12 protein-coding genes are annotated in these 22,556 nt (G+C 46.9%); 5 read left to right on the plus strand and 7 right to left on the minus strand.

What is annotated here, in order from left to right; genetic code table 11:
• Positions 1-68 precede the first annotated feature (68 nt).
• Positions 69-4,358 carry a serine/threonine-protein kinase PknK gene (locus tag QT979_RS18670; RefSeq protein WP_333311362.1) on the minus strand — a complete coding sequence of 1,430 codons (4,290 nt, stop codon included), beginning with the start codon at positions 4,356-4,358 and terminating at the stop codon, positions 69-71.
• A 94-nt stretch (positions 4,359-4,452) separates the two neighbouring features.
• Here QT979_RS18670 and QT979_RS18675 point away from each other — a divergent pair, with 94 nt between their 5' ends.
• Positions 4,453-5,631, plus strand: coding sequence for an S-methyl thiohydantoin desulfurase domain-containing protein (locus QT979_RS18675; RefSeq protein WP_333311363.1), 1,179 nt, complete (start codon positions 4,453-4,455; stop codon positions 5,629-5,631).
• A gap of 168 nt (positions 5,632-5,799) precedes the next feature.
• On the opposite strand, the gene QT979_RS18680 is transcribed toward QT979_RS18675, so the two are convergent.
• The 5 genes from QT979_RS18680 to QT979_RS18700 form a co-directional block, all read right to left on the minus strand.
• Entirely contained in the window at positions 5,800-6,483 is a 684-nt protein-coding gene (locus tag QT979_RS18680) for a ribonuclease HII (RefSeq protein ID WP_333209180.1), read from the minus strand.
• Position 6,484: 1 nt separating this feature from the next.
• Positions 6,485-8,857: an Rne/Rng family ribonuclease gene (locus tag QT979_RS18685; RefSeq protein WP_333311364.1), complete on the minus strand. Its 2,373-nt coding sequence runs from the start codon at positions 8,855-8,857 to the stop codon at positions 6,485-6,487.
• A gap of 380 nt (positions 8,858-9,237) precedes the next feature.
• Positions 9,238-9,366 carry a hypothetical protein gene (locus QT979_RS18690; protein ID WP_333209176.1) on the minus strand — a complete coding sequence of 43 codons (129 nt, stop codon included), beginning with the start codon at positions 9,364-9,366 and terminating at the stop codon, positions 9,238-9,240.
• Positions 9,367-10,173: 807 nt separating this feature from the next.
• On the minus strand, positions 10,174-13,023 hold the full coding sequence (locus tag QT979_RS18695; protein ID WP_333311365.1) for a TIGR03960 family B12-binding radical SAM protein: 2,850 nt from the start codon (positions 13,021-13,023) through the stop codon (positions 10,174-10,176).
• A gap of 143 nt (positions 13,024-13,166) precedes the next feature.
• Positions 13,167-13,517 carry an STAS domain-containing protein gene (locus QT979_RS18700; RefSeq protein WP_333209172.1) on the minus strand — a complete coding sequence of 117 codons (351 nt, stop codon included), beginning with the start codon at positions 13,515-13,517 and terminating at the stop codon, positions 13,167-13,169.
• Between the two features lie 383 nt (positions 13,518-13,900).
• Here QT979_RS18700 and QT979_RS18705 point away from each other — a divergent pair, with 383 nt between their 5' ends.
• On the plus strand, positions 13,901-14,095 hold the full coding sequence (locus QT979_RS18705; protein ID WP_333209171.1) for a hypothetical protein: 195 nt from the start codon (positions 13,901-13,903) through the stop codon (positions 14,093-14,095).
• A gap of 461 nt (positions 14,096-14,556) precedes the next feature.
• Here the strand turns inward: QT979_RS18705 and QT979_RS18710 are convergent, their stop codons facing one another.
• The gene (locus QT979_RS18710) at positions 14,557-17,391 is read right to left on the minus strand and encodes a PAS domain S-box protein (RefSeq protein ID WP_333311366.1); all 2,835 of its coding nucleotides are present in this window, start codon (positions 17,389-17,391) and stop codon (positions 14,557-14,559) included.
• A gap of 1,132 nt (positions 17,392-18,523) precedes the next feature.
• Between QT979_RS18710 and QT979_RS18715 the strand changes: the two genes are divergently transcribed.
• The 3 genes from QT979_RS18715 to ftsY all read left to right on the plus strand — a co-directional run bounded on the left by QT979_RS18715 (position 18,524) and on the right by ftsY (position 22,145).
• Positions 18,524-19,249, plus strand: a complete 726-nt coding sequence (locus QT979_RS18715) for a DUF502 domain-containing protein (RefSeq protein ID WP_333209167.1) — start codon at positions 18,524-18,526, stop codon at positions 19,247-19,249.
• A 352-nt stretch (positions 19,250-19,601) separates the two neighbouring features.
• The gene (gene nusB / locus QT979_RS18720; RefSeq protein WP_333209166.1) at positions 19,602-20,234 is read left to right on the plus strand and encodes a transcription antitermination factor NusB; all 633 of its coding nucleotides are present in this window, start codon (positions 19,602-19,604) and stop codon (positions 20,232-20,234) included.
• A 153-nt stretch (positions 20,235-20,387) separates the two neighbouring features.
• Positions 20,388-22,145, plus strand: coding sequence for a signal recognition particle-docking protein FtsY (gene ftsY / locus QT979_RS18725; protein ID WP_333311367.1), 1,758 nt, complete (start codon positions 20,388-20,390; stop codon positions 22,143-22,145).
• Positions 22,146-22,556 lie beyond the last annotated feature (411 nt).

A 22,556-nucleotide genomic window follows, 5' to 3' on the forward strand; every position in this document is an offset into this window, starting at 1 on the left:
ATAAGTTTCCCACGATCCCAGACCCATGCAAATACTACCCTTGACAATTTCCCTTTTTCCTTAACTTGTCACCAATGGTCATTGCTGGTTTCCAGAGAAATTGATTGCAGCACAATTGTTTCTGAGATACCACTAATTGCAGTGGCTTCAATTATTAAACTGCCTGCTTTTTTCAAAATCAGAGCGCATTTTTCTGCTCCGAGATTTTCCATCACTACTTGCATTAAGGTTGAGAGCAATTTATCAAGCTGAATTTCTCCTGAAAGTGCTTGAGATGCTTTCATTACTGTTCCAAAGTCGAGTGATTCTGAAATACTAGAACTGGTGGAAGTGATGGTAGCAGCGGTGATGCGAGCAATTGTCTGGCTTGTAGTAATGGTATTTTTCTGGTTGAGAATTGGGGTGAGCAATTGAGGGTAGCGTTTTTCTAAATCCGCAACTTTGGCTAATGCTCCCCAACGAGCGTAAGCGTAGTAGGCATCTGTTAAATAGACTGTGGCAATTTTTTCTTTACCCCATTCAAGATAAAACTTAGCTGCGAGTTCGTGGGCTAGTGCTTCTTCGTTTAGATATTCGTTTTCTTGGGTCAGGACAATCGCGCGATCGTACATTCCTATTGCTTCAATATGTTCGCCCGCAATCCGATGTCGCTCAGCCTCGACTAAATAGAATTTGTGCATAAAATTCATGGGTGCATGATGCGCCCATTGCTTTAGCTTTATTTGATTTGCAGCTACTTTTTTAAGAATTTGTTCTTGTTCCGATTTTGTAGCGTCGGGATATTTGGAAAGCAGAGTTAAAGAACCATAGAAATTTTGCAGGGGGAAAAATAGCGTTCCGGTTACTCCGTCTAGATTTTTTTCTGAGTTGGCCGTGCATTCAACAGCGCGATCGAATTCTTCAAACAAGTAACAGAGAACGAGTTTATGAAAATACAATACAAACAGAAAAGTTTTATTTCCCTGTTCTTGATACAGTATTAGTGTTTCTTCTTCATTATAGTTTTCGCCAATTAAACGATAGGGATTTTCGGCAGCACCACTCAAATTTATTACAACCTGATGGAGCAATTGATTTATGGGAAGGAATTTTTCTTGATTAATATGAACCAGTGCTTCATTATAAGAGTTAATTTCTCGTATCAGCTCGCTCAATTCTCTCCCCATTAAAAATGAATACAAGCTGTAATCCATCAAAGATAAAGCAGCATATTCTAAATCTCCCGTTTCTAGTCCGCTAGAGTAAGCTTCTAGCAAAGGTTTTAAAGTTTCTTTGGCGTGTTGATTCCAGTACGCAATATGAAAATAAACAATCGTATAAATCTTGGCTTTTAATTTTTTGGCATTAACACGTTCTAATAGACTTAAAGCTAGTTGTCCAAATCGATAGCCAGTGTCGATATCTTCTCCAATAACACACAGCAGTAAACCACAGTTAGCATAGGCAAACGCAGACAAAGCAGTATTCCCATATTCAAGCGATAAATCAACTTGTTTAAATACAATCAGCGGTAACAGTATGGGAACAGTATTGTAAGCAGCAGAAAAAATGCTGTTGGCAATTTGCATAGCTGCTAACTTATTTAAATCAGTCATTTCTGGCAGATCGATTAAATCTTCGATCGCTCTTTGTGCCAACTGCGATCGCAAGGTTTCCAGAGCAAGCTGGATATCCGAATGGCAAGGAGACTCTGGAAAAGTAATTCCTAATTGCTGCAACAGTTCCAAACCAATATTTATTGCTTCTAATAGTTTATTTTGAGCGATGTTGTTTTGAATTTTTACCAGATAGACTTTCACTTTATCTAGCAGTGTTTTAGCCTGTTTCAATACAACCTCTATCGCATATTCCATCTCCTCAACATCCCCTTTGAGATGTGCTGCTTCTGCGGCTTTTGAGTACAATGCTAAGCTTAAAGCGTACTGCTGCTGCCAGCTATTTGTTGCTAGAAGTCTCCTCCCTGCACTTAAATATTTGACCGCAGCAGCATAAGCTGTGGAAGTTTTAGCTTTACCTCCAGCAATTAGATTTAACTCAGCAAGTTCATCCCGTTCTGTTTGACTCTGAATTAACTCAGCCCCCATATTCAATTGATTGACAATATCAAAAATATTCTCTTCCCTTTCCGCAGCCGTAGGGGCGGTGCCCCCCTGCCCGCCCTTGTGCAGCAGCAATCTGCCGATCTTCAGGTGGGTTGACTGTTTCTGGTTTTCTGGAATTAGGAAATACGCTGCTTGTTGTACGCGATCGTGTAAAAACCTGTAAGCAACTAATAACTCCTGAGAGTTTTCCACTTCCAGCGTTTCAGATTCCTGAAAAAATTTGTAAACTTCGCCGATCGGCATAATTAGCCCGTCTTGTAACGACTTCCACAAGTCAGTAGCTGTTTGGGCATGGGATTTTTCATTGACAATTGCCAGTGTTTTTAAATCAAATTCGTTGCCGATACAAGCAGCTAATTGCAATACATTTTGAGTATTTACTGGAAGTTTTTGCAACTGGGATGCCATAAACTCGATAACATCATCGCTGACAGAAATTTCTCGGATTTTAGCAATCTCGCACTGCCAATAACCGCTTTCTAAATCAAATGTGATTAATCTATCTTCCTGTAGGGATTTAAGAAATTGATTGCTAAAAAATGGGTTGCCTTTAGTTTTATGAAATATTATTTCTGTTAAAGGGAGTGCTCTTTCTGACGGGCAACTTAATGTATCGGCAATCAGTTTGTTTAAGTTAGATTGATCGAGAGGAGAGAGTGTGATTTGATTGACTGTTGCTTCGGCCTTCCGAATCTCCTCTAAAGTCAGCATCAGCGGATGTGCGGGAAAAACTTCATTATCCCGATATGCACCCAGCAGCAATAAATAGCGAGTCTCCCTATTGCCTAAGATCAATTGCATTAATTTTATAGAAGCCAAATCCGCCCACTGCAAGTCATCTAGGAAAATTACCAAGGGATGTTCGACGGTTGCGAACACTCGAATAAACTTTTCAAATACCCGATTGAATCTATTTTGCGCGCCACTTCCTTCTAAGTCTGGAACTGGTGATTGCTTGCCAATCAAGAGTTCTAATTCTGGAATTACATCAATAATTACTTGTCCATTTTCGCCTAAAGCTTCTAAGATTGTGGTGCGCCATTTTTTTATTTCTGCAACACTTTCTGTCAGCACTTGTCGCATTAAATTTTGGAAAGCTTGCACCCAAGCCCAGAAGGGAATGTCACGCTTGAATTGGTCGAATTTTCCTTTGATGAAGTAGCCGCGCTGGCGGACGATCGGCTTGTGAATTTCATTAATTACAACTGTTTTGCCAATCCCAGAAAAACCAGCTACTAACATCATTTCGCTGTTACCTTGACTTGCTCGATCGAATGCTGCTAGCAAAGTGGCTACTTCTGTTTCTCTGCCGTAGAGTTTTTCTGGAATAATGAAGCGATTTGAAATATCTCTTGCTGCTAATTCAAAGGGCGCAATAGTGCCATTAGCTGAATATTCTTCTAAACACTTTTCCAAGTCGTGTTTGATGCCGAAAACTGTCTGATAGCGGTCTTCGGCATTTTTTGCCATCAGCTTGATGGCGATATCACTTAACATCTTCGGGAGGGTCGGAGCGAGTTCTATCGGAGGCTTGGGCTTCCTCGCAATGTGGCCGTGAATTAATTCCATCGGATCGCTACTTGGAAATGGCAATTGTCCCGTTAGCAACTCGTATAAAGTTACTCCCAAAGAATAAAAGTCGGTGCGGTAGTCAATTCCCCGATTCATTCGTCCGGTTTGCTCGGGAGAGATGTAGGCTAAAGTGCCTTCTAAAATATTGAGGTTTTGAATTTCTTGGTTCTCTCTGACTAACAGGGAAGAAATACTGAAGTCAATGATTTTTATCTGTTTAGAAACCGGGTTGATTAGAATATTTTCTGGCTTAATATCTTTATGAATGATCTGGCGTGAATGCAGTTCGTGTAATATGTTGACAATTTCGATCGCGATTTTGAGAAACTCGCCGATGTTAAGAAATGTACTTTGGGCTTCCTTGCCAGCTAGTGTCTTGTTGGTTTCAGAATATGTTCTCAGAGAAACGCCACCGAAATCTTCCATTACCAGGACAAATCGATTGCGGTATGTTTCTAATTTGTAGGGTTTGACAATTCCTGGGAGATCAAGATTTTGAACTATATTATACTGATGTCGAAACTGAACCAATTCGGAGACGGTGGGGCATTCGCTGTTAAGAATTTTGAGGACAACGGGTGTGCCATCGGATTCTTGCAGACCTCGATATACTGAGGTTCGAGAGCCAGCGTAGATTTGCTGGGCGATTTGATAACCTGGAAGGGCGATTGGGGCATCAGTCATCTGTCTTTCCCGCCTAGTTGTACTTTTTTATATATTATCGTATAGTCAAAAATTAGCTGGCGAGTATATTTTTTATCCCGTTTGGAGGGTGCTGATGTCTGTTCGACTCGATAAGAATGGGATGAAGCTAGTAAATATTGGAGCCTGTGTCTTGGCTTCTGGGGGCGGAGGCTCTTATCTTGTCTCTAACAAAATCATTGATGATGGCGTTCTAGATGACACCGTTGTTGAAGTATTAGAGGTAAAAGAGATTCCAGGCGATCAATGGATTGCCGTGTCTGCAAACATGGGTTCGCCCGATGCGTTATTCAAAACAGCCAATCCTCATGCCCCCACAAATGCTTTTCTAGCTTTACAACAATGGTGCCAGCGTACAGGAAAATCTTTCTACCGTGGTTATGAGAATTTCGATCGCTTTAATTTTGTCCTGCCTATAGAAATCGGGGCAATTAATGCTGCTTCTCCTCTAACTGTAGCAGCTCAATTACAAATTCCGATTATTAATGCCGACGGTGCGGGTCGTTCTATCCCCACCCTACCGCTAACAACTTTCGCTGGCTCAATTCCGCTGTTTCCTAACTATGTAGCTAGCGAAGCTCCTCCCGACAGTAAATTTAATACAGGGCAAGTTAATGTTCCAGATGAAAATAGTTTAGAGCAAGCAATTATTGGTTTAGTTATGACTGAACCGTTTGGCGGAATTGCTGGACTCGCGATCTATGCAATGAACGGTCAAACTTTGAATGACAACCCGCCTGTTTCTGGCACCCTAATTGATGCTTTAAGAATTGGCTCTATTTACCAGTCTACTGAGGGTAAAGAACGTGCGTATAGTATCGTTGAATATCTGAATGAAGGTGCTGCCCAACCGAGAAAGGCAAAGCCGATTTTTCACGGATATATTACGCAAATGGTTGAAGCAGAAGGAGGGACGGATATTGGTCAAATTGTGGTTAGCGCAGCGGATAAATCGGGAACAGACTTGTGGATATATAACCAAAATGAAAACATCTTTGCTAGTCTGAATACTCAAGGCGAACCATATATTATGGGACCAGACTCGATTTGCTATGTTCCGGCATCAGGCGATATGTTTGATAATTCCGATTTGTGGAATATGTATCAACAACCTGGTTACGAGCCTATCGAAGTTTATATTGTCGGGATAGATGCTCCTGATGTTGTCAAAGGTAATGCTAAACTTATGGCTAACTGGCAGGCAGTGCGGAGTCAATTTGGATACTCTGGGCCATACACCCAAAATTGGTTATAAATGATATCTTGCACCCTTCTCAATAAGCCTTTTAGGGGCGGGCAAGATGCCCAACCCCTACATCCCACAATAAATAAAATTAAATTTTTGTGAAACAGGCATATTGTCTGTTCTTGAGAATGGTGCAAGATGAAGTTTAACCGGAGTTGTATTATTCCATACAACTAACTATTTTTGACAAGGACTAAAAGATTGTCGGTGAAAGACAGATACACCGCAGCGTTCCAAAGCCAATTTATGTTTAGCAGTACCGTATCCCTTGTTATTTGTCAAGTCATATTCAGGATACTTAACAGCCAAACGTACTATTAATTCATCGCGCCAAACTTTCGCCACAATACTAGCAGCAGCAATCTGAATCGATCGCGCATCACCCTTGATCATCGTCTCTTGCTCGATCGCCAAATTGGGAATCCTTTGATTCCCATCAACCAAACACAAATCCGGCGTTACCTTCAACTTCAAAATCGCCCGCTTCATCGCCAACAAAGAAGCCTGCAAAATATTGAGGCGATCGATCTCCCGCACCGAAGCCGCACCAATTTGACAGTCAACCGCCACAGCCCGGATCTTCACAGCTAACCGACTCCGGGCTGCGGCACTCAACTGCTTGCTATCTCGCACCCCGCAACTTGCTAATTCATCGAGAACTTCGTCGGGCAAAATGCAGGCAGCAGCCACCACCGGCCCGAACAAAGCTCCTCGTCCGACTTCATCCACACCCGCAATTACCAGAGCGTTCGAGGGAGAGGGGGAAAGGGGAAGATGGAAAGATGGGAAGAGAGTAAAAATTTCTACTTCTTCCTTCTTCCCTCTTCCCTCTGACTCCTTCCTTCTTCCCTCTGACTTCATATCACTCATCCACAACGGCTGACGAGCGGCGGCGGCGGCGGCGGTTGATAGCAGGCTCCTCGGGTTCGCTGGGTTCGCTGGGTTGGCTGGGTTCGATCGGCTCATTAGATTCGATCAGCTCATTAGATTCGATCGGCTCATTAGATTCGATCGGTTCATAGGATTCGATCGGCTCATTAGATTCGATCGGTTCATAGGATTCGATCGGTTCATAGGATTCGATCGGTTCATAGGATTCGATCGGCTCATAGGATTCGCCCATCACATCGCTGGGTTCCTCAATCCGATCAAAATCATCAGTTTCGTCGATCGAACTCTCGCCGTAAAGTTGGGCCTCATCATCCTCAGAAAAAACAGGCTCAACTACCGACCTTTCTGGATAATAATCCCGTTCCTGTGCATTCTGTGCAGGCGCCGTCGGTTCAAATTCAAATTCGAGCTGCTCGAAAGGCGGCTTGTTCGGCGCCGCTCCGGGGAGAGTCACCGAAACGATCGCATTCTTAGGATTTTTCACGCTGCGATCAGTAAGCACCAAAGGAGAAACCCCCATCAGAGCATAAACATCCTGCTCCTCCGCCGTCATTTCCACCGAAATCACCTCTGGAGGCTCAACCATCGGCTTCATCAACTCAGACTTAGCCGGCCGCACGCGATCGAAATCCTCGCGCCTGCCAACAGTCGCCATATTCACCAGCCCGAAGCCCTCCGAAGCGGCCCGGATGCCGGGGGGGGCCAGATACTCAGAGCGCGTATCCGCGACGGGCGCGCTCGAAGTATTCGGCAGCCGCAACTTGCTACGTACCGGTTCCTCCTCCGCCGGGAGAGCAAAAGGCTCTTCGCCAATCCGGCGGCGGCGGCGGCGTCTAGTTCCGTTCCCCAAATCCTGATAGCTGGGATGGTTGAGCAAGTCCAAAGGCGATGCGTTGCTGCCGGTCTCAAAATCCAAACTTTCGCTTTGAGGTTCCCAAGCAGCCCTAGCAGGTTCGGGGGGGCGTTCTTCCCGCACCGGGGCAGGAGTTGCAGCCGCCACAGGCGTCAAGCTGCGACGTTCCAATCCTTCTGGCAAATTCAACAAAACGCGGTTCGATGTAGCAACAGTACGATCGCCCGATTCCCGCACCGCTGCGGCGAAGTCTTCTTCCCCAGGCAAGTGCACCAGATGACCCAACCCGCTGCAAGTAGGGCAACTGTGGCCGAACAACTCGTAAATATTTTGACCTTGGCGCTTGCGAGTCAGTTCTACCAGTCCCAATTCCGACAGTTGAGCGATTTGCGGTCGAGCTTTGTCAGCTTTGAGAGCTTTATTGAAATGTTCCAGCACCTGCAACTGATCGCGGCGGGATTCCATGTCAATAAAGTCAACAATAATCACCCCGGCAATATTGCGTAACCGCAGTTGTCTAGCAATTTCCGTGGCTGCTTCGCAATTTGTCCAGAGTACCGTTTCCCGAGCCGTCGCCGATCGAGTAAACGAGCCAGAGTTGACATCAATCACCGTCAGCGCCTCAGTCGGCTCAATAATCACATAACCACCCGAAGGCAAATCAACCCTTGGTCTGAGGGCTTCTCGAATCGCAGCATTAACCCGGAAAAATTCTAAAATCGAGGCGCGCTCTCGGTGGTGGTCGATCAAAACTCCCGCAGGAAGTTTACCACCGTTCCAGCTCATCAACTGCTGCTTCACCCGCTTAATTCCATTTTGCGAGTCCACCACAATCCGATTCACGTCACCGCTGAACATATCTCGCAGCACCCGCTGGATAAAATCGTCATCCCGGTTGAGCAGTGCCGGCGCTCGCGAAGTACCGCCTTCGAGTTGAACGGCTTCCCATTGTTTTTGGAGGACTTCCAAATCTTCCATGATGGCTTCTTCAGTCATCCCTTCAGCCTCAGTGCGTACCAGCAGCCCCATCCCGGCCGGTTTCACCAAAATAGCCAGGGCTCTGAGGCGGTTGCGTTCGGCTTCCGACTTGATCCGCCGCGAGAGATTGACTCCCCTGCCGTAGGGCATCAGTACCAAATAGCGGCCCGGCAGGGTAATGTTGCCTGTCAGCCGGGGGCCTTTGCTGCCCGTCGGTTCTTTCATTACCTGTACCACCACTTTCTGCTGGGGGGTCAGGAGTTCTGTAATTGCTCCTGCCGAGCGTTTAAGGCGCAGCGGGCCGAGGTCTGTGACGTGCATAAACCCGTTACGTTCTGGGTCGCCAATATTAACGAAGGCCGCATCTATCCCAGGGAGTACATTTTCAACAATTCCCAAGTAAATGTCACTGACTTGGTGGCTGCCTGTGGCTACCACAAGTTCTTGGATTTGATCTTCTGAAAAGACGGCAGCAATGCGATGCTGCTCTGCTATAACTATCTGCTTTGTCATTCAATTTCCTCAAAAAACTGGCAGCAAGTTAGAGACACTTACGCACTCATAGTGCCTCTGACTTAGACTGTAATTAGTAGTAGCTTGAAGAGTTATTAGCTGTGAGTTGGTGCAGGGTGGAAGGAAAGTTATCTGTGACAGTTAACTGTTAACTGTTACAGATAAAGTAGTTAAACCCGCCCGTACAGAGTTATGAGTTATGCTCAGCAGATAAATCTGAGAGATAGAAATAAGGAGGCTTTTATCGAGTTAGCAATATTGAGATTTGAGTTGACAATTGCGAAATCAATACTCAAAATTCAACACTTACAACTCTTCCTTTGAACGAGCGCGAATAAATTCATTGACACCGTACCAATTTCTTAACACACAACTTAACACTACGAACTGATAACTCCGCTTGCGTGGTGGTTGAGGGCTGGTTTTGAGGGAAAGTAGGTAGGAGTGAAAGCGCCTACACTTTTGTTGAATTCTTGTGCGATCGCACTCAACACACACCAGCTTGGCATTCGACTGCAACCTCTGCCCCTGCGAACCCTAAAACCTCGTCAGTCGATTTTAGATTTTAAATTTTAGATTTTAGATTTACTCCACAGATGAATCTAGGAGATTGAAATTTAGTCTAAAATCTAAAATTTTGGTTTTCCACGAATTAAGTCGGGGGCTTATTTCTGTTTTTTGACGGGTCAGTCGATTTTAGATTTTAAATTTTAGATTTTAGGTTTTAGATTTACTCCACAGATGAATCTGGGAGATTGAACTAAAGTATAAAATCTAAAATTTTTGGTTCTTCACGACTTAAGTCGGGGGCTTATCTCCGTTTTTTGACGGGTCAGTCGATTTTAGATTTTAGGTTTTAGATTTTAGATTTACTCCAAAGATGAATCTGGGAGCTGGAACTTTAATCTAAAATCTAAAATTTTTGGTTCTCCACGACTTAAGTCGGGGGCTTATCTCCGTTTTTTGACCCGCCAAAAACATCTATTGTTGAATACCCGTTCTGCGGTTTGAACCGTGAGATTTTTGAATAAGCCGACCACCGACAACCAGTCGATCGATCGAAATTAATCGCTAAATTTGGTTCAGACCCCGCTCCTGCAGGTTTGGCGCTAGATTTAGCCCGTGAATGTACAACAAAAAGGCTTGAAGTCTTGAACAGAAGCAATTTGCACCCAGCCCGCGTTGCTGGTTGACGAGGGCGGCGAGCGACTAAAGCGCTCGAGCCGCCGCGGCTTCCATAACAAGCGATTATAGCGTGAAACGACACATCCCGATCGAGAGCCAAAGGTGAAATATTCCACCACGGCTTCCCTATCTTAACCATAACCCAGGATTAGCTGACTACGCTGAACCTGTAGAAGCTGAATTTCCTGCTGGCTGACTTGTTCGAGCATGAACACAATATGTTCTGGCTTTAGCAAGTTGCCATCGCTGCGACAACTGCCGGTAAAGCGCAAGACGGCTCTACCTTCGGATGTAGCACTCTTAGCAGAGGTGCTGTCTGGTTTCTGCTCTACAAGTTCTAGTTTGTGGAGCCGATCGCGCAAATTGACATCCTTCGTCTTTCCCGACTTAGTAGTATGCACCCGCCAAAAAGCCTCGGTTTCGGCGATCGTCTTAACCCAAGCTTCCCAATTGGCATCAGGAGCCACGGAGACAGGAGCAGCATTTTCCAGGTCTAATTCGCCATTTTCTGTCAGCGAACCCCCTACAGCGACAGTAATTACGTACTCCGCTGCTTCTAACAACTGGTTAGCAGAAGGAGCCTTGAGATCGATCGACTCAACCTTGTAAATCGGAATATTTTCCGGCAGCTTAGCGGCCAACTTTTCCCGAAAACTCTCAATATCGATCGACTCAGTGAGCTCAAAGTCGGCAATTTCCCCAGTGCTGGTAACACCCAGAGGCAGAGCATTTGCCAGAGAAATCCGAGGATTCGGGTGAAACCCGCCGGTAAACGAAATCGGCAAATCGGCTCTGCGGACCACTCGATCGAACAATCGGATCAAATCCAAATGACCAACCAAAGCCATATCGCCCACCTTCCCGAACCAAACCCGAAAACGCTGTTTCCGCTCCGTATTCGGGACAAACTCCCCAGCAAACTCAGGAATTGGCAGCGCATCCACAACCACATTGTGTCCGAAATCAGTGCCACAAACCCCGCAGCGCGAACACCCCTCAAAGGAACAGTCGGGAACCGTCGCTGCTTCTAAAGCCTTTTGCAAGTCAATTTTAAGCCAGTTTTTGTCGATCCCCGTATCTAAATGATCCCAAGGCAGGGCCTGATCGAGAGAGAGGGGGAGAGAGGGGGAGGGGGAGAGGGGGAGATCCGAAGAATTGGGAAAATCTTCCTTGATTTCTCTTCCTTCTTCCTTCTTCCTTCTTCCGACGGACATCGAACTGACATCCGTTACATCCGTTACATCCGTTACATCCGTTACAGAATCCGTTGCCGAACTTCCTTCTTCCTTCTCCTCTTCCTTCTCAAAAAGATTCCACTCGCCGCTTTCGACTTGGCGGTATTTCCAGGTAAGGCCCGACTCATCGATCGCCTGAGTCCAAGCTTTATATGCCTTATCCAAGCTTTCCCACCACGCATCCATACCCGCGCCAAGTTCCCAAGCGCGGCGGACTACAGCAGCCAAACGTCGATCGCCCCGTCCGACAAAATCCTCCATTGCCGAAATCCGCACATCAGTGTAATTCACCTTGACGCCCCGCATTCCCCGAAACTCTTCCTTCAGGAGTTTTTGCTTGCGGGAAAACTCAGCAGTAGAAACCGAGTGCCACTGAAAAGGAGTGTGAGGCTTAGGCGTAAAATTAGAAATTGTCAAGTTAAAAGTGAGTCCTCGCCTGCCATCGATCCTGCATTCCCTGTGCAGCCAGCGGACTGTTTCGGCGATGCCGAGAACATCAAAATCTGTTTCTCCGGGCAAACCGATCATAAAATACAGCTTGATTTTATCCCAGCCGCGATCGACCGCAGTTTTGACACCCCGAAGCAATTCTTCGTTGGTCAAACCTTTGTTAACGATGTCGCGCATTCGCTGAGTACCAGCTTCTGGGGCAAAAGTCAAACCGCCTTGTCGCGTACCGCCGAGAATGTCGGCAATATTATCGTCAAATCTGTCAACCCGCTGGCTGGGTAGAGACAGAGAAATATTTTTATCTTTCAGGCGATTTTTGATTTCCATCCCAACTGCTGGGAGTGCCAGATAATCGGAACAACTCAGGGAAAGCAGGGAAAACTCGCTGTGCCCGGTGGCTTGCATCCCCTGTTCGATCGCCTCTACGACTTGCTGCGGTTCGACATCGCGCGCGGGGCGAGTCAGCATTCCCGGCTGACAGAAGCGACAGCCGCGGGTGCATCCCCGGCGGATTTCTACTGTCAATCTGTCGTGTACTGTCTGGACGTAGGGAACCAGGCCGATCGAATAAGCTGGTATGGGAGTTGCCACGCGGCGCAGAATTCGTTCTGGAACTTGCGGGCGGTTGGGATGAACAGAACCGTCGGCCGCCATATCGTAGAATTGCGGGACGTAGACGCCTGGAATTTGCGCTAAATCCAGCAGCAATGCTTCTCGGCTCAAATTATTTGTTTTGCCTTCTGCCAAAATCAAGCCAATTTCTGGCAGCAACTCTTCTCCATCACCCAAAGCGATGAAGTCAAAAAAGTCTGCGTAGGGTTCTGGGTTGGAAGTTGCCGTTTGCCCGCCAGCAAAAATCAGCGGTATTTGACCGTTTTGGGGATTTGTTGCTCTTTCTTGCCAAGTTAGGGGAATGCCGGCTAAATCGAGCATTTCCAGAATGTTTGTGGCTCCGAGTTCGTAGCTGAGGCTGAAGCCCAGAATATCAAATTCTGTGAGAGATCGCCTCGATTCTACGGCAAACAGCGGAGTTTTGGTCGATCGCAGTTTTGCTGCCAAATCTGGTGCGGGCAAATAAGCTCGATCGCACAACTGTCTCGGCCCTGCGTTCAAAATGTTGTAAAGGATGATGTGCCCCAGATTGGAAGCACCAACTTCATAAACTTCTGGGTAAGTGAGAACCCAGCGCACCAACGCCCCGTCCCAAGGCTTGTGCGTAGCCCCCAATTCATTTCCCAGATAACGAGCAGGCTGATTAATGTCTGCTGTAAGTAATTCTTCGACTTTTACTGCCACGGCTCGACTCGCTAAATATTTGCGACTCTTAAGCAGCCTACCTTAAAATCTGCCAACACGCCAACGACAGTAGTCTGTCTTTTCGGGCATTTAACCGAATTTGCTGTGTTTTTTTGCCTGTTCTCGTCGCCCAGGAGGCTCTATCAGTGTTGTTTTACGCAGGAGTTTTCGGCTTCAAAGCTATCGACATTTTCAAATATCTCAAAAACTCGATCGAGTTGGCTGAGTTCCAGAATCATCTTAATCCCGGGGGATACTGAGCAAAGACTAAACCTGCGCCCCATTTTTTTCGCCTGCTTCAGGCCCGAAACCAATGCCATCAAACCGGCACTGTCAATAAATTTTACTGCGCCCAAATCTACGAGTACCGCTACAACCCCGGGGGCTGCAATTGCTGTCATGAGTTGCCGTCCGAATTCTCCGCAGGTGGCTGCATTCAGGTGGTCTAGGGGTCGAATCACCGTAATTGGTTTATGGGCAAGAAGTGTCTGCATATGTCAAACCTATGGTTGCTACGTACTTTCAACTACTGTGCTGGACAGATGTAAGCCTAAACCTACTTGATTACTCTGAGCCTAACTTGCTCTGAGCGAAATCGACCAGTTGTTTTCAGTAATTTTACTGAATCTTTATTTATTGACTCTTTTTTATAAAATTTTGTGCAAGATTTGCGAAGGAAACGTAAGCTACTATACTATTTTTTATTTATGCGGGCAGGTTTAGTCTTGAGAATTCTAAAAAATGCGATCGACTGTCCCCTGGCTGTTAGATAAAAGTGAATAATGTAATTGAAATCACTTGTTAGTTCTGATTTAGATCACGCGCGCGATCGGCTGTTCAGATAATAATTAAATTGTACGGAGTTCTCTGAGCTACTATGCAAGCAACCTATGCTATTCGTAATCTTGTAGAAAAAGCCCTCTACATTAAGCAGTTAACGCCTGACATTGAAAACGAAATCAACTACGAGCTCACCCGTTTGGGCTACATCTCCGATATTGATTATGAGGCTTTAGAGTTATTAATGGATGAAATGGATGCCGGTCGGGTGCAACTGGTATCTAGTCGATAGTTGAAACCAGGGCCCAGAAAAATCCAAGAGCGACACAAAATCCTTGTAGGGCGCGAAATAGAGGAGTGCGAGAAGCATTGACCCCGACATGGCATTTTTCAATTGAAGCACGTATTTACTGAACTTGATATTTGAGGAGATACAGTTAAGGACGATCGTCCCTGCAACTCATACAGTTTTAGATTTTAGATTTTAGATTTTAGATTTTAGATTTTAGAAGTCGGACTACTGATGATGATCAGGGTTGGGAACTTTTCTACAGTTGCATTCGTTTTAGAAACTGCTATCAGTATCAAAAATTACCAACTTTGAGGCTAATTAAATTTATAACTGTTGGGGCTTGACAAGTTAGATAGAGTTCTGATTCCTACTAAGAAAAACGTTGTTCTGCCGAATTTTCCGATCGCTCGAATGCAAGAAAAATGATGTGTAGTTACGACATCCGTCATCGCGGAGTCAATCTAAAATCTAAAATCTAAAATCTTTGAGCGCGCCGCCAAACTTGCCACCACCGCCACCAACTCAGCAGGCTCGATCGGCTTGGGCACGTAAATTTGAAAACCTTGCTGCAGTGCCCGTATCCGTTCCTCTACCCTACCAACCGCCGTGAACGCCAACGCCGGAATTTCCCTGTCCACCATCCGCGATCGCACTTGCCGCAGCAGAGCCTCTCCGTCAAGGGCCTGTATCCCGATATCGATCGCCAACACATCCGGATTCAGCCTTTCAATCGCCTCCATGGCAGCCATTCCAGAGTTAGCAGACTCCACCTGGGCCCCGCAATCTTCGAGCACTGTACACGCAAAATCCAGGGAATCCGCGTCGATATCGACCACCAAGACTCGCACTCCAGAAAGATTGCTGCTGACAAAAGAGTCCTTTACAGGGGCTCGCGCCCTGCTTTGAGGAATCGCTAACTCCACAAGTCCAGCAACAGACAATCCAGCGTCGCAATGAAGCTGTTGAATTGGCAATCTCACTAAAAACCTCGACCCTTTTCCCTTCCCTGCCGATTCGGCTTGCACCGTCCCCCCGTGCATTTCCACAAAATGCCGCACTAGGGCTAAACCCAAACCCAATCCGTTGTACGATCGCCTTGTAGAGCTGTCAGCTTGGCTGAACCGCTCGAAAACGTGCGGCAAAAACTCTTCTGAAATCCCTTGTCCCGTGTCACTAACCTCAATTTCGACACTAGCGGGCGACAAATTTTTACAGCAAGCGGATTCCTCACGGGCCAAAGTCCTCTCCATCTTTCGCACCGCCACCCTCACCTGCCCGCCATCTGGAGTAAACTTAATCGCATTCGACAGCAAATTCCACGCTACCTGCTGCAAGCGACCGGAATCGGCAAAAATCCGTCCTGCCGTTGGGTCGAAATCCGTCACAATTTCAATATTTTTGGCCGCAATCGCGGGCGCGAGAGTATCGATCGCAGCCTCAACAGTCGAAATCACATCCACCCAACGCAAATTCAGCGACAGTTTCCCGGTAATAATCTGTGACACATCCAGTAAATCCTCGATCAGAGTTGCCAGCGCTCGTGTATTGCGGTCGATCGTTTCCAGAGCCCGAACAGTCGTTTTTTCGTCAAACTTGCGGTTTCGCAGCAGTTGTGCCCATCCCAGCATCGCATTCAGCGGCGTCCGCAATTCGTGGGACAAAGTTCCTAGAAACTCGTCTTTAATCCGGTTCGCCCGCGCCAATTCCTCGGCTCGATCTTGCAGTTCTCTTTCCAACTGCTTGCCAACCGTTAAATCGAGAATAAAACCCACAGATTCTTGCCGCTTTTGCGCCAGCAAAACATATCCGATCAACACCGGAATCCGGCTACCGTCTCTCCTCCAGAATTCCTTTTCGTAGGGAGTGCAAGCCCCCGTTGCTTGTGCCTCTGCCATCCCCTTCTTGTCGAGAGACTGGTACTCCGGCGGCGTGATGTCAATCGAGTTTAATTCACCGCGCTGCAACTGTTCCCGCGTGTAACCAACTATCCGCAAAAATTCATCATTGGCCTCGATGATACCGCCGTCAACATCCCCGAAGATAATTCCTATCAAGTTAGCTTCGGCTAACATTCTCAGCTTTTCTTCGCTAGCCTGGAGTGCAGCTTCTGTTTGCTTGCGATCGGTAACGTCTTGGATGTAACCCGACAAACCAGAATCAGAAGGATAAAAACGCATCTTCAACCACTTATTCCATAACGGTACGAATTCTTCATACTCGATCGTTACCTTTTCTGCTAATGCTTTGGTCGCCATTTTATAAAACTGTAAATCCACAGCCCAGGGAAATATATCCCACATTTTTTTACCAATCAGTTCTGCTTGTGGTCTGCCTAACAGCTCAATAGCTTGGTGGTTGAGATAGGTATAGTTCCAATTTAAATCAACAGCGATAAAAGCATCAGTAATGCTTTCGAGAATGTTAGTAATTTTATCGTTTGCCGATTGCAGCGCTTTAGCTGTTTCTTCTGCTTGCAACCTCGCTGCTTGTTCGCGGGACAAAGCGGCAGCGCGTTCTTGTTCTGCCTGTTTTCGATCGCTAATATCGATGTAAGAACCGATGTAACCTGCAAAAGTGCGATCGGGTCTGTACCGGGGTACGCCTGTACCCAAAACCCAGCGGTATTCACCGTCATAGCGTCTCAGCCGGCATTCGAGCCGGTACTCGCTGCCAGCGTGGAAGGCTTTTTGGTAAATATCCAGACATTCTGGCAAGTCATCAGGGTGCAAGTTTTCCATCCAACCCGTGCCCATTTCTTGCGCTAAAGTTCTACCGGTAAACTCCAGCCAAACTTTGTTAAAGTAATCGCCAAGTTGGTCAGTGTCCGACATCCAAATCATTACCGGCGCGGTATCCGCCATGATCCGAAATCGAGCTTCGCTCTCCTGCTGCTGTGCTTCGGCTTGCTTGCGCTCGTTCCGTTCTTGAACTTCCCGCAGGGCCCGCTCAATCGACGGCACCAGCCGTATCAAACGGCGTTTGAGAACATAATCAGTAGCGCCGCTTTTCAAAGTTTCTATCGCTACTTCCTCACCCAAAGTAGCCGAAACAAAAATAAACGGCACTCCCGGACAAGTAGTGTGGGCAATTTCCAGCGCAGCTATACCGTTAAAACAAGGCAGCATATAATCTGCCAAAATAATGTCAAAACGTTGTTTTTCCAGCGCCGTGGCAAAGTCTTCTCGATTTTCCACACACACCAGAGAAAATTGGAGCCCGCCATCCATTAGATATGCCTCAATCAGTTCGGCATCTAGGGGACTGTCTTCTACTAAGAGGATACTGAGCGTTTTCACAAAAATTCCTTTTACTTAAATATTAATTATCTGATACAAAATTTGATCTGGCTGCGGCTTTAAGTGAAGCCCACAAAAGTCTTGCGTTTTTAATGGCATAAAAAAATGTAAAAATCAATTGGTTTCATGAGTTGAGCATTCATATCTCAATCCTAGCTTCTAATCAAGTCTATTGCTGCTTGCAGCGGGGTAAATCCCCGCTCTGACTTGAGCGGCTAGTACGCTTGTTTTTCCTTAACTTCCGTCGGCTTCCAAGAAATCGGCATCGCTGGAGTCTTGCTTCTATGTAGCAGTTTAGCTATACCCTGTTAAACAAATAGTTTTGCGCTTCTGGCTAGAAACAACTAGCTATGTAGTAATTTATCTCGCTTGCTACTAACTACTGCTACCTCGTTTGGCAGATTATTTTTTTGTAGTGATGCCCAAGTTAATTCTATATTGCTTTGCCGCTCCTCTCAAGCTCGAATTCGGTTGAATTATGCCCTTATTTCCTGAATATCGATCAATCCTGTCAAAAAAGTCAAAGTTGCTGGTCTGTATGCTTTACTTTTTGCCGGATTTGCCTACCATGCAACAGTTGCATGGTAGGTAACTGTTGTTTTGTTTATCGCTGTCGCCCATCAAAAATCACCGCTTTCATACTAAGATATAGTTATACTGCATCTATCCAAAGATATATTTTGGCAGAGACTCTGTAGTCAACCTGCAGAGGTTCCCCTGAATTCGGTACAACGAAGTGCCACCCAGCCGAAAATCTGAGAAAGCTCGATCGACCAATTAATTTCCTATGCAAATCACAGAAAATTTGATCTGGACTCGCTACACTGCGACTCCCCGGCTGTCTCTGACCGATCGGCTTATTGATTGAACCGACCCAAAATGTCTTAAAATATACAATACGGTGAGCTGGTGCACAGCCCGCATATATTAAAACTAAGCGCCAACTTGCAATAATTCTTTAAAATAAAGGTACAGCACCGGCGATCCCTAACTCTTCCCCCTCAGAAAGGGTAGGGTTTAGCAGAATTGAAGACGATTGTCTATGGTGACATCCAGTAAAGCCCGTGCAGTTGCTTTAGTCTCAGGTTTATTCAGGTTATTGGCAACCAGTTACGAGGAGATTTGACCCGCCGTGCTCCAACGCATCAAACAAGACTTAAAAAACGACCTGATCGCAGGACTATTGGTAGTGATACCCTTAGCTACCACCATCTGGCTGACAATTACCGTCGCCAGTTGGGTGATCAATTTTCTCACCAAAATTCCCAAGCAGATCAACCCTTTTGACGGACTCCACCCGATTTTGGTGAATCTGCTAAATCTTTTAGTAGGGCTGGCTGTACCCCTGCTGAGCATTTTAGTCATCGGTTTAATGGCCCGCAACATTTTCGGCAAGTGGCTGCTAGACTTTGGCGAACGGGTGTTGCAGGCAATTCCCCTAGCGGGTTCGGTTTACAAAACCCTCAAACAACTGCTGGGAACCCTCCTCAACTCAAACGACAAATTTCGCCGCGTGGTGTTAGTGGAATATCCCCGGCGGGGAATCTGGACTTTAGCATTTGTGACGGGTACGATCGAGAGTAACGACATCCCGCCTCACCTTTCCGGTGAAACCCCGATCGGCATTTTCATCCCCACCACTCCCAACCCCACCACCGGATGGTACGCTATAGTCCCGGAGGCAGATTTAGTCAATTTGTCTATGTCGATCGAAGATGCCTTTAAAGTCATCATCTCCGGCGGCATCGTGAACCCCAACAACTCAATTGCAGTAACCCCCGAAAATATTAAGGGCAAAACACTCGAACCCTTGGTATCCGAATCAAGATACCAGGCTGTTCCAGTCGAAGAAGACTAAACGAAGACATCAATCTGTAGAGTCAGGTTTAGAGAGCATCTCAATGAGAGTAAAAAGCGTTTTTTAGGAGTGCGAGCGGGACGCCCGCTACATATATATATGTAGCGGGCGTCCCGCTCGCACTCCTGTAAAAGCAAAACTCAGATGCTCGCGGTTTAGCGGGTTTGAAACTCTAAACTTTACTTTCCCCATAACAGATAATATCTCTCCAAAACCTACCCAGAAACAATCGTGACTCAGGGCGGGTTTTTTGCGAGTTTTTCTGCTAAAGTCCAAGTCTATGCTCTGAACCAGCGCCTAGCAATCTCAAAAATTCCCAAATTCCTAAATTCTCAATTCCTATCTAAAAACTATGAAAAAAGCCCGCGAAACAGCACGCGAACTCGCCCTCCTCGGCATCAGCCAACTGCCGACGAATCCAGAAATCTTAGAAGCCAAGAAACTGCAAGATGTTCTCCTCGCCGCCATCCGTACCCTGACAGCAGAAGTTCAAGAATCCCTAGAAGCAGCAGCATCCGAAGTGCAGCGGAGTAGCGACAAACTGCTTGCCAGCGAAATCCGCGCCTCCGATATACAAAGTGCTAGAACAATGGTACGGGAAGCAGTCGAACTCACCCAAACCGCAATCAACCGTCTCGGTTCAGCAATGGAGTTTCCAGAACTAATCCAGCTAGCCAACCAGCAAGATGTCCGCACCTATGCTTTGCAAATTCTGACGAAAGTCAGCGCCAACCGTGTTCAAATTGATGAATTGCTCTCGGAATCCCTTGTAGACTGGCAAATAGAACGGTTGCCCCGGATCGATCGAGATATCATGAGAATCGCGATCGCCGAAATGCTATATCTCGGCTTACCCGAACAAGTCAGCGTCAACGAAGCCGTCCAACTGGCAAAACGCTACAGCGGCGACGAAGGACATCGCTTCATCAACGGAGTCCTTCGCCGAGTAGTCGATAAAATCAATGCAGAAGTTGTTAGTCCCTAGTCCTTAGTCATCAGTCCTCCGGGTGCTTGGTGGACACCTTACCCGGAGGGTGCGGCCGGGGCGCGAACCGTACCCAGAGTCATTAGCAATCCGCAATCCGCAATCCGCAATCCGCTCTAAACTAAGGACTAATAACTATATTCCCAATTTCCTATGGTATTTAATTGGTTTCGTCGCCAGTACAGCGAAAACAAATCTTCTGAAACAGAGGCAACACCCGAACAGCCGCAAGATGAGTCGGCAAAATCCGCACCGGTTGAGCCTCAAACAGATACAACAGAGCAAGCTTCTCCTGCTGTAGCCGAAGATTATCTTAATTGGGCAAAAGCTGCTTACAAAAATATTCAAAAACAGCAAAAACCCGAAACAGAAGTTTCCGAGACAGCAGCGCCCGATGTTCCAGCAGCCGAAGCAGAAATCGCGACAGTTGCAGAAGTTGCAGAACCGGCGATTATTGAAGCAACAGAGACGATCGAACTTGAACCAGCACCCACAGCACCAACTGTTGCAGAAGTTCCAGAAGTTGCAGCACCAGCAACAGTTGAAGCAACCGAGGTTTCGGAACTCGATGCAGCAACGCCTGCAGAAATTGCAGAAACCCTGCAACCCACAGCCGGGGCGATCGACATTGCACCGATAGCTCAACAATTAGAAGTTACAGCAGAAAATATAGAAATTGCCGAACCTGCAACCGAGGTTGTAGAAACCGACTCACTCGCATCCGACGGCGAAGCAGCCGAAGCCTTGCCCTTTTGGGCCAGAGCTCAGGCCGATCGCATGGAGCGCATCGAACGCCTCAAAGAAACTGCCATTGAAGAACCAGACGTAATTGCAGCCGCCGCCGAGAGAGCCGCAATTATCGAAGAAATTCCCGGTTTCGCCTTTGACGAAGGCTTCCTGTGGTCTTCAGAAATCTTAGCCAGTCAAGGCCGCCGACCAGACCAAGTATCTGTCGAAGAAATCACTTGGCTGCAAAAACTGCGGAAAGGCTTAGAAAGAACTCGTCGCAGCTTAATTAATCGACTAAAAGCGATCGTCGGTCAAGGGCCGCTCAATCAAGACGCAGTAGCCGAAATTGAGACTTTGCTCCTGCAAGCCGATGTCGGAGTCGCAGCCACCGACATCATTATCAGTCGCCTCCAAGAAAGACTCACACAAGAAGTGCTGCCCCCAGAACAGGCTCTCGCCTACCTGAAAACCATCCTGCGCGACATTCTGGACGCTCCCTGTGCCGAAACCGCCGCCGGTAATCCCGCCTACAGCCTGACATTTGCCCCGGAAAAAGACACTTTTAACATCTGGTTAATCGTAGGAGTCAACGGTGCGGGCAAAACTACGACGATCGGCAAACTTGCCCACATTGCCCAAAAATCCGGCTACAAAACCCTAATTGCCGCCGCCGACACTTTCCGCGCCGCCGCCGTCGAACAGGTGAAAGTTTGGGGTTCCCGCAGTGGCGTTGAAATTATCGCCAACCCAGGAAAAAATACCGATCCGGCTGCTGTCGTATTTGATGCGATCGCCGCCGCCAGCGCCCGCGGCACAGAACTGCTGATCGTAGACACCGCAGGCCGCCTGCAAAACAAAAAAAATCTGATGGACGAATTAAGTAAAATCCGTCGCATTGTAGACAAGAAAGCCCCAGGCGCTACCGTAGAATCTCTACTGGTCTTGGATGCCACACTGGGTCAAAATGGTTTGCGACAGGCAGAAGTGTTCGCAGAATCGGCCAAATTAAGTGGAGTAGTATTGACAAAACTCGACGGTTCTGCTAAAGGTGGTGTTGCCCTAGCAGTAGTGCAGCAGCTTGGTCTGCCCATCCGCTTTATTGGAGTCGGGGAAAGCATCGAAGACTTGCGCCCGTTTTCTAGTTACGAATTTGTGGAAGCCCTACTCGATTTTAGATTTTAGATTTTAGATTTTAGATTGATCAGGTATCTGTGGTCGTCCCGATTTTTGGAGGCGGGTACAGAGGTTCAAAATCTCAAATCCTTAACCTCAAACTACCATCGCAGGACTTGCGCCACCACGGGCGGCGAGTGAAAACTAAATACCTAGAAACAATACTTTCCCCTGTTCTTGCTGGTTTGGATTCAAAGTGCCAGTAGCGTGTCAAATTAAGCTCAAATTTAGTATCAGTCTGCTGTCTGATTGCACAATCTTCCCGATACCCCTGGCCCTCCAGGGCTGTTTCATTCTCTCGTAGTGGCTGCCCCCCGTGGCTGCCCCGATATCTGAAACCCCGACTCGTTTATGGGCTGGGCGGGCACAGGGGCACCGCCCTACAAAACCTTGGTTTTCCGTAGGGGCAATCCCCCCGTA

Source organism: Microcoleus sp. w2-18bC1 (genome assembly GCF_036700365.1).
Lineage (GTDB): Bacteria > Cyanobacteriota > Cyanobacteriia > Cyanobacteriales > Microcoleaceae > Microcoleus.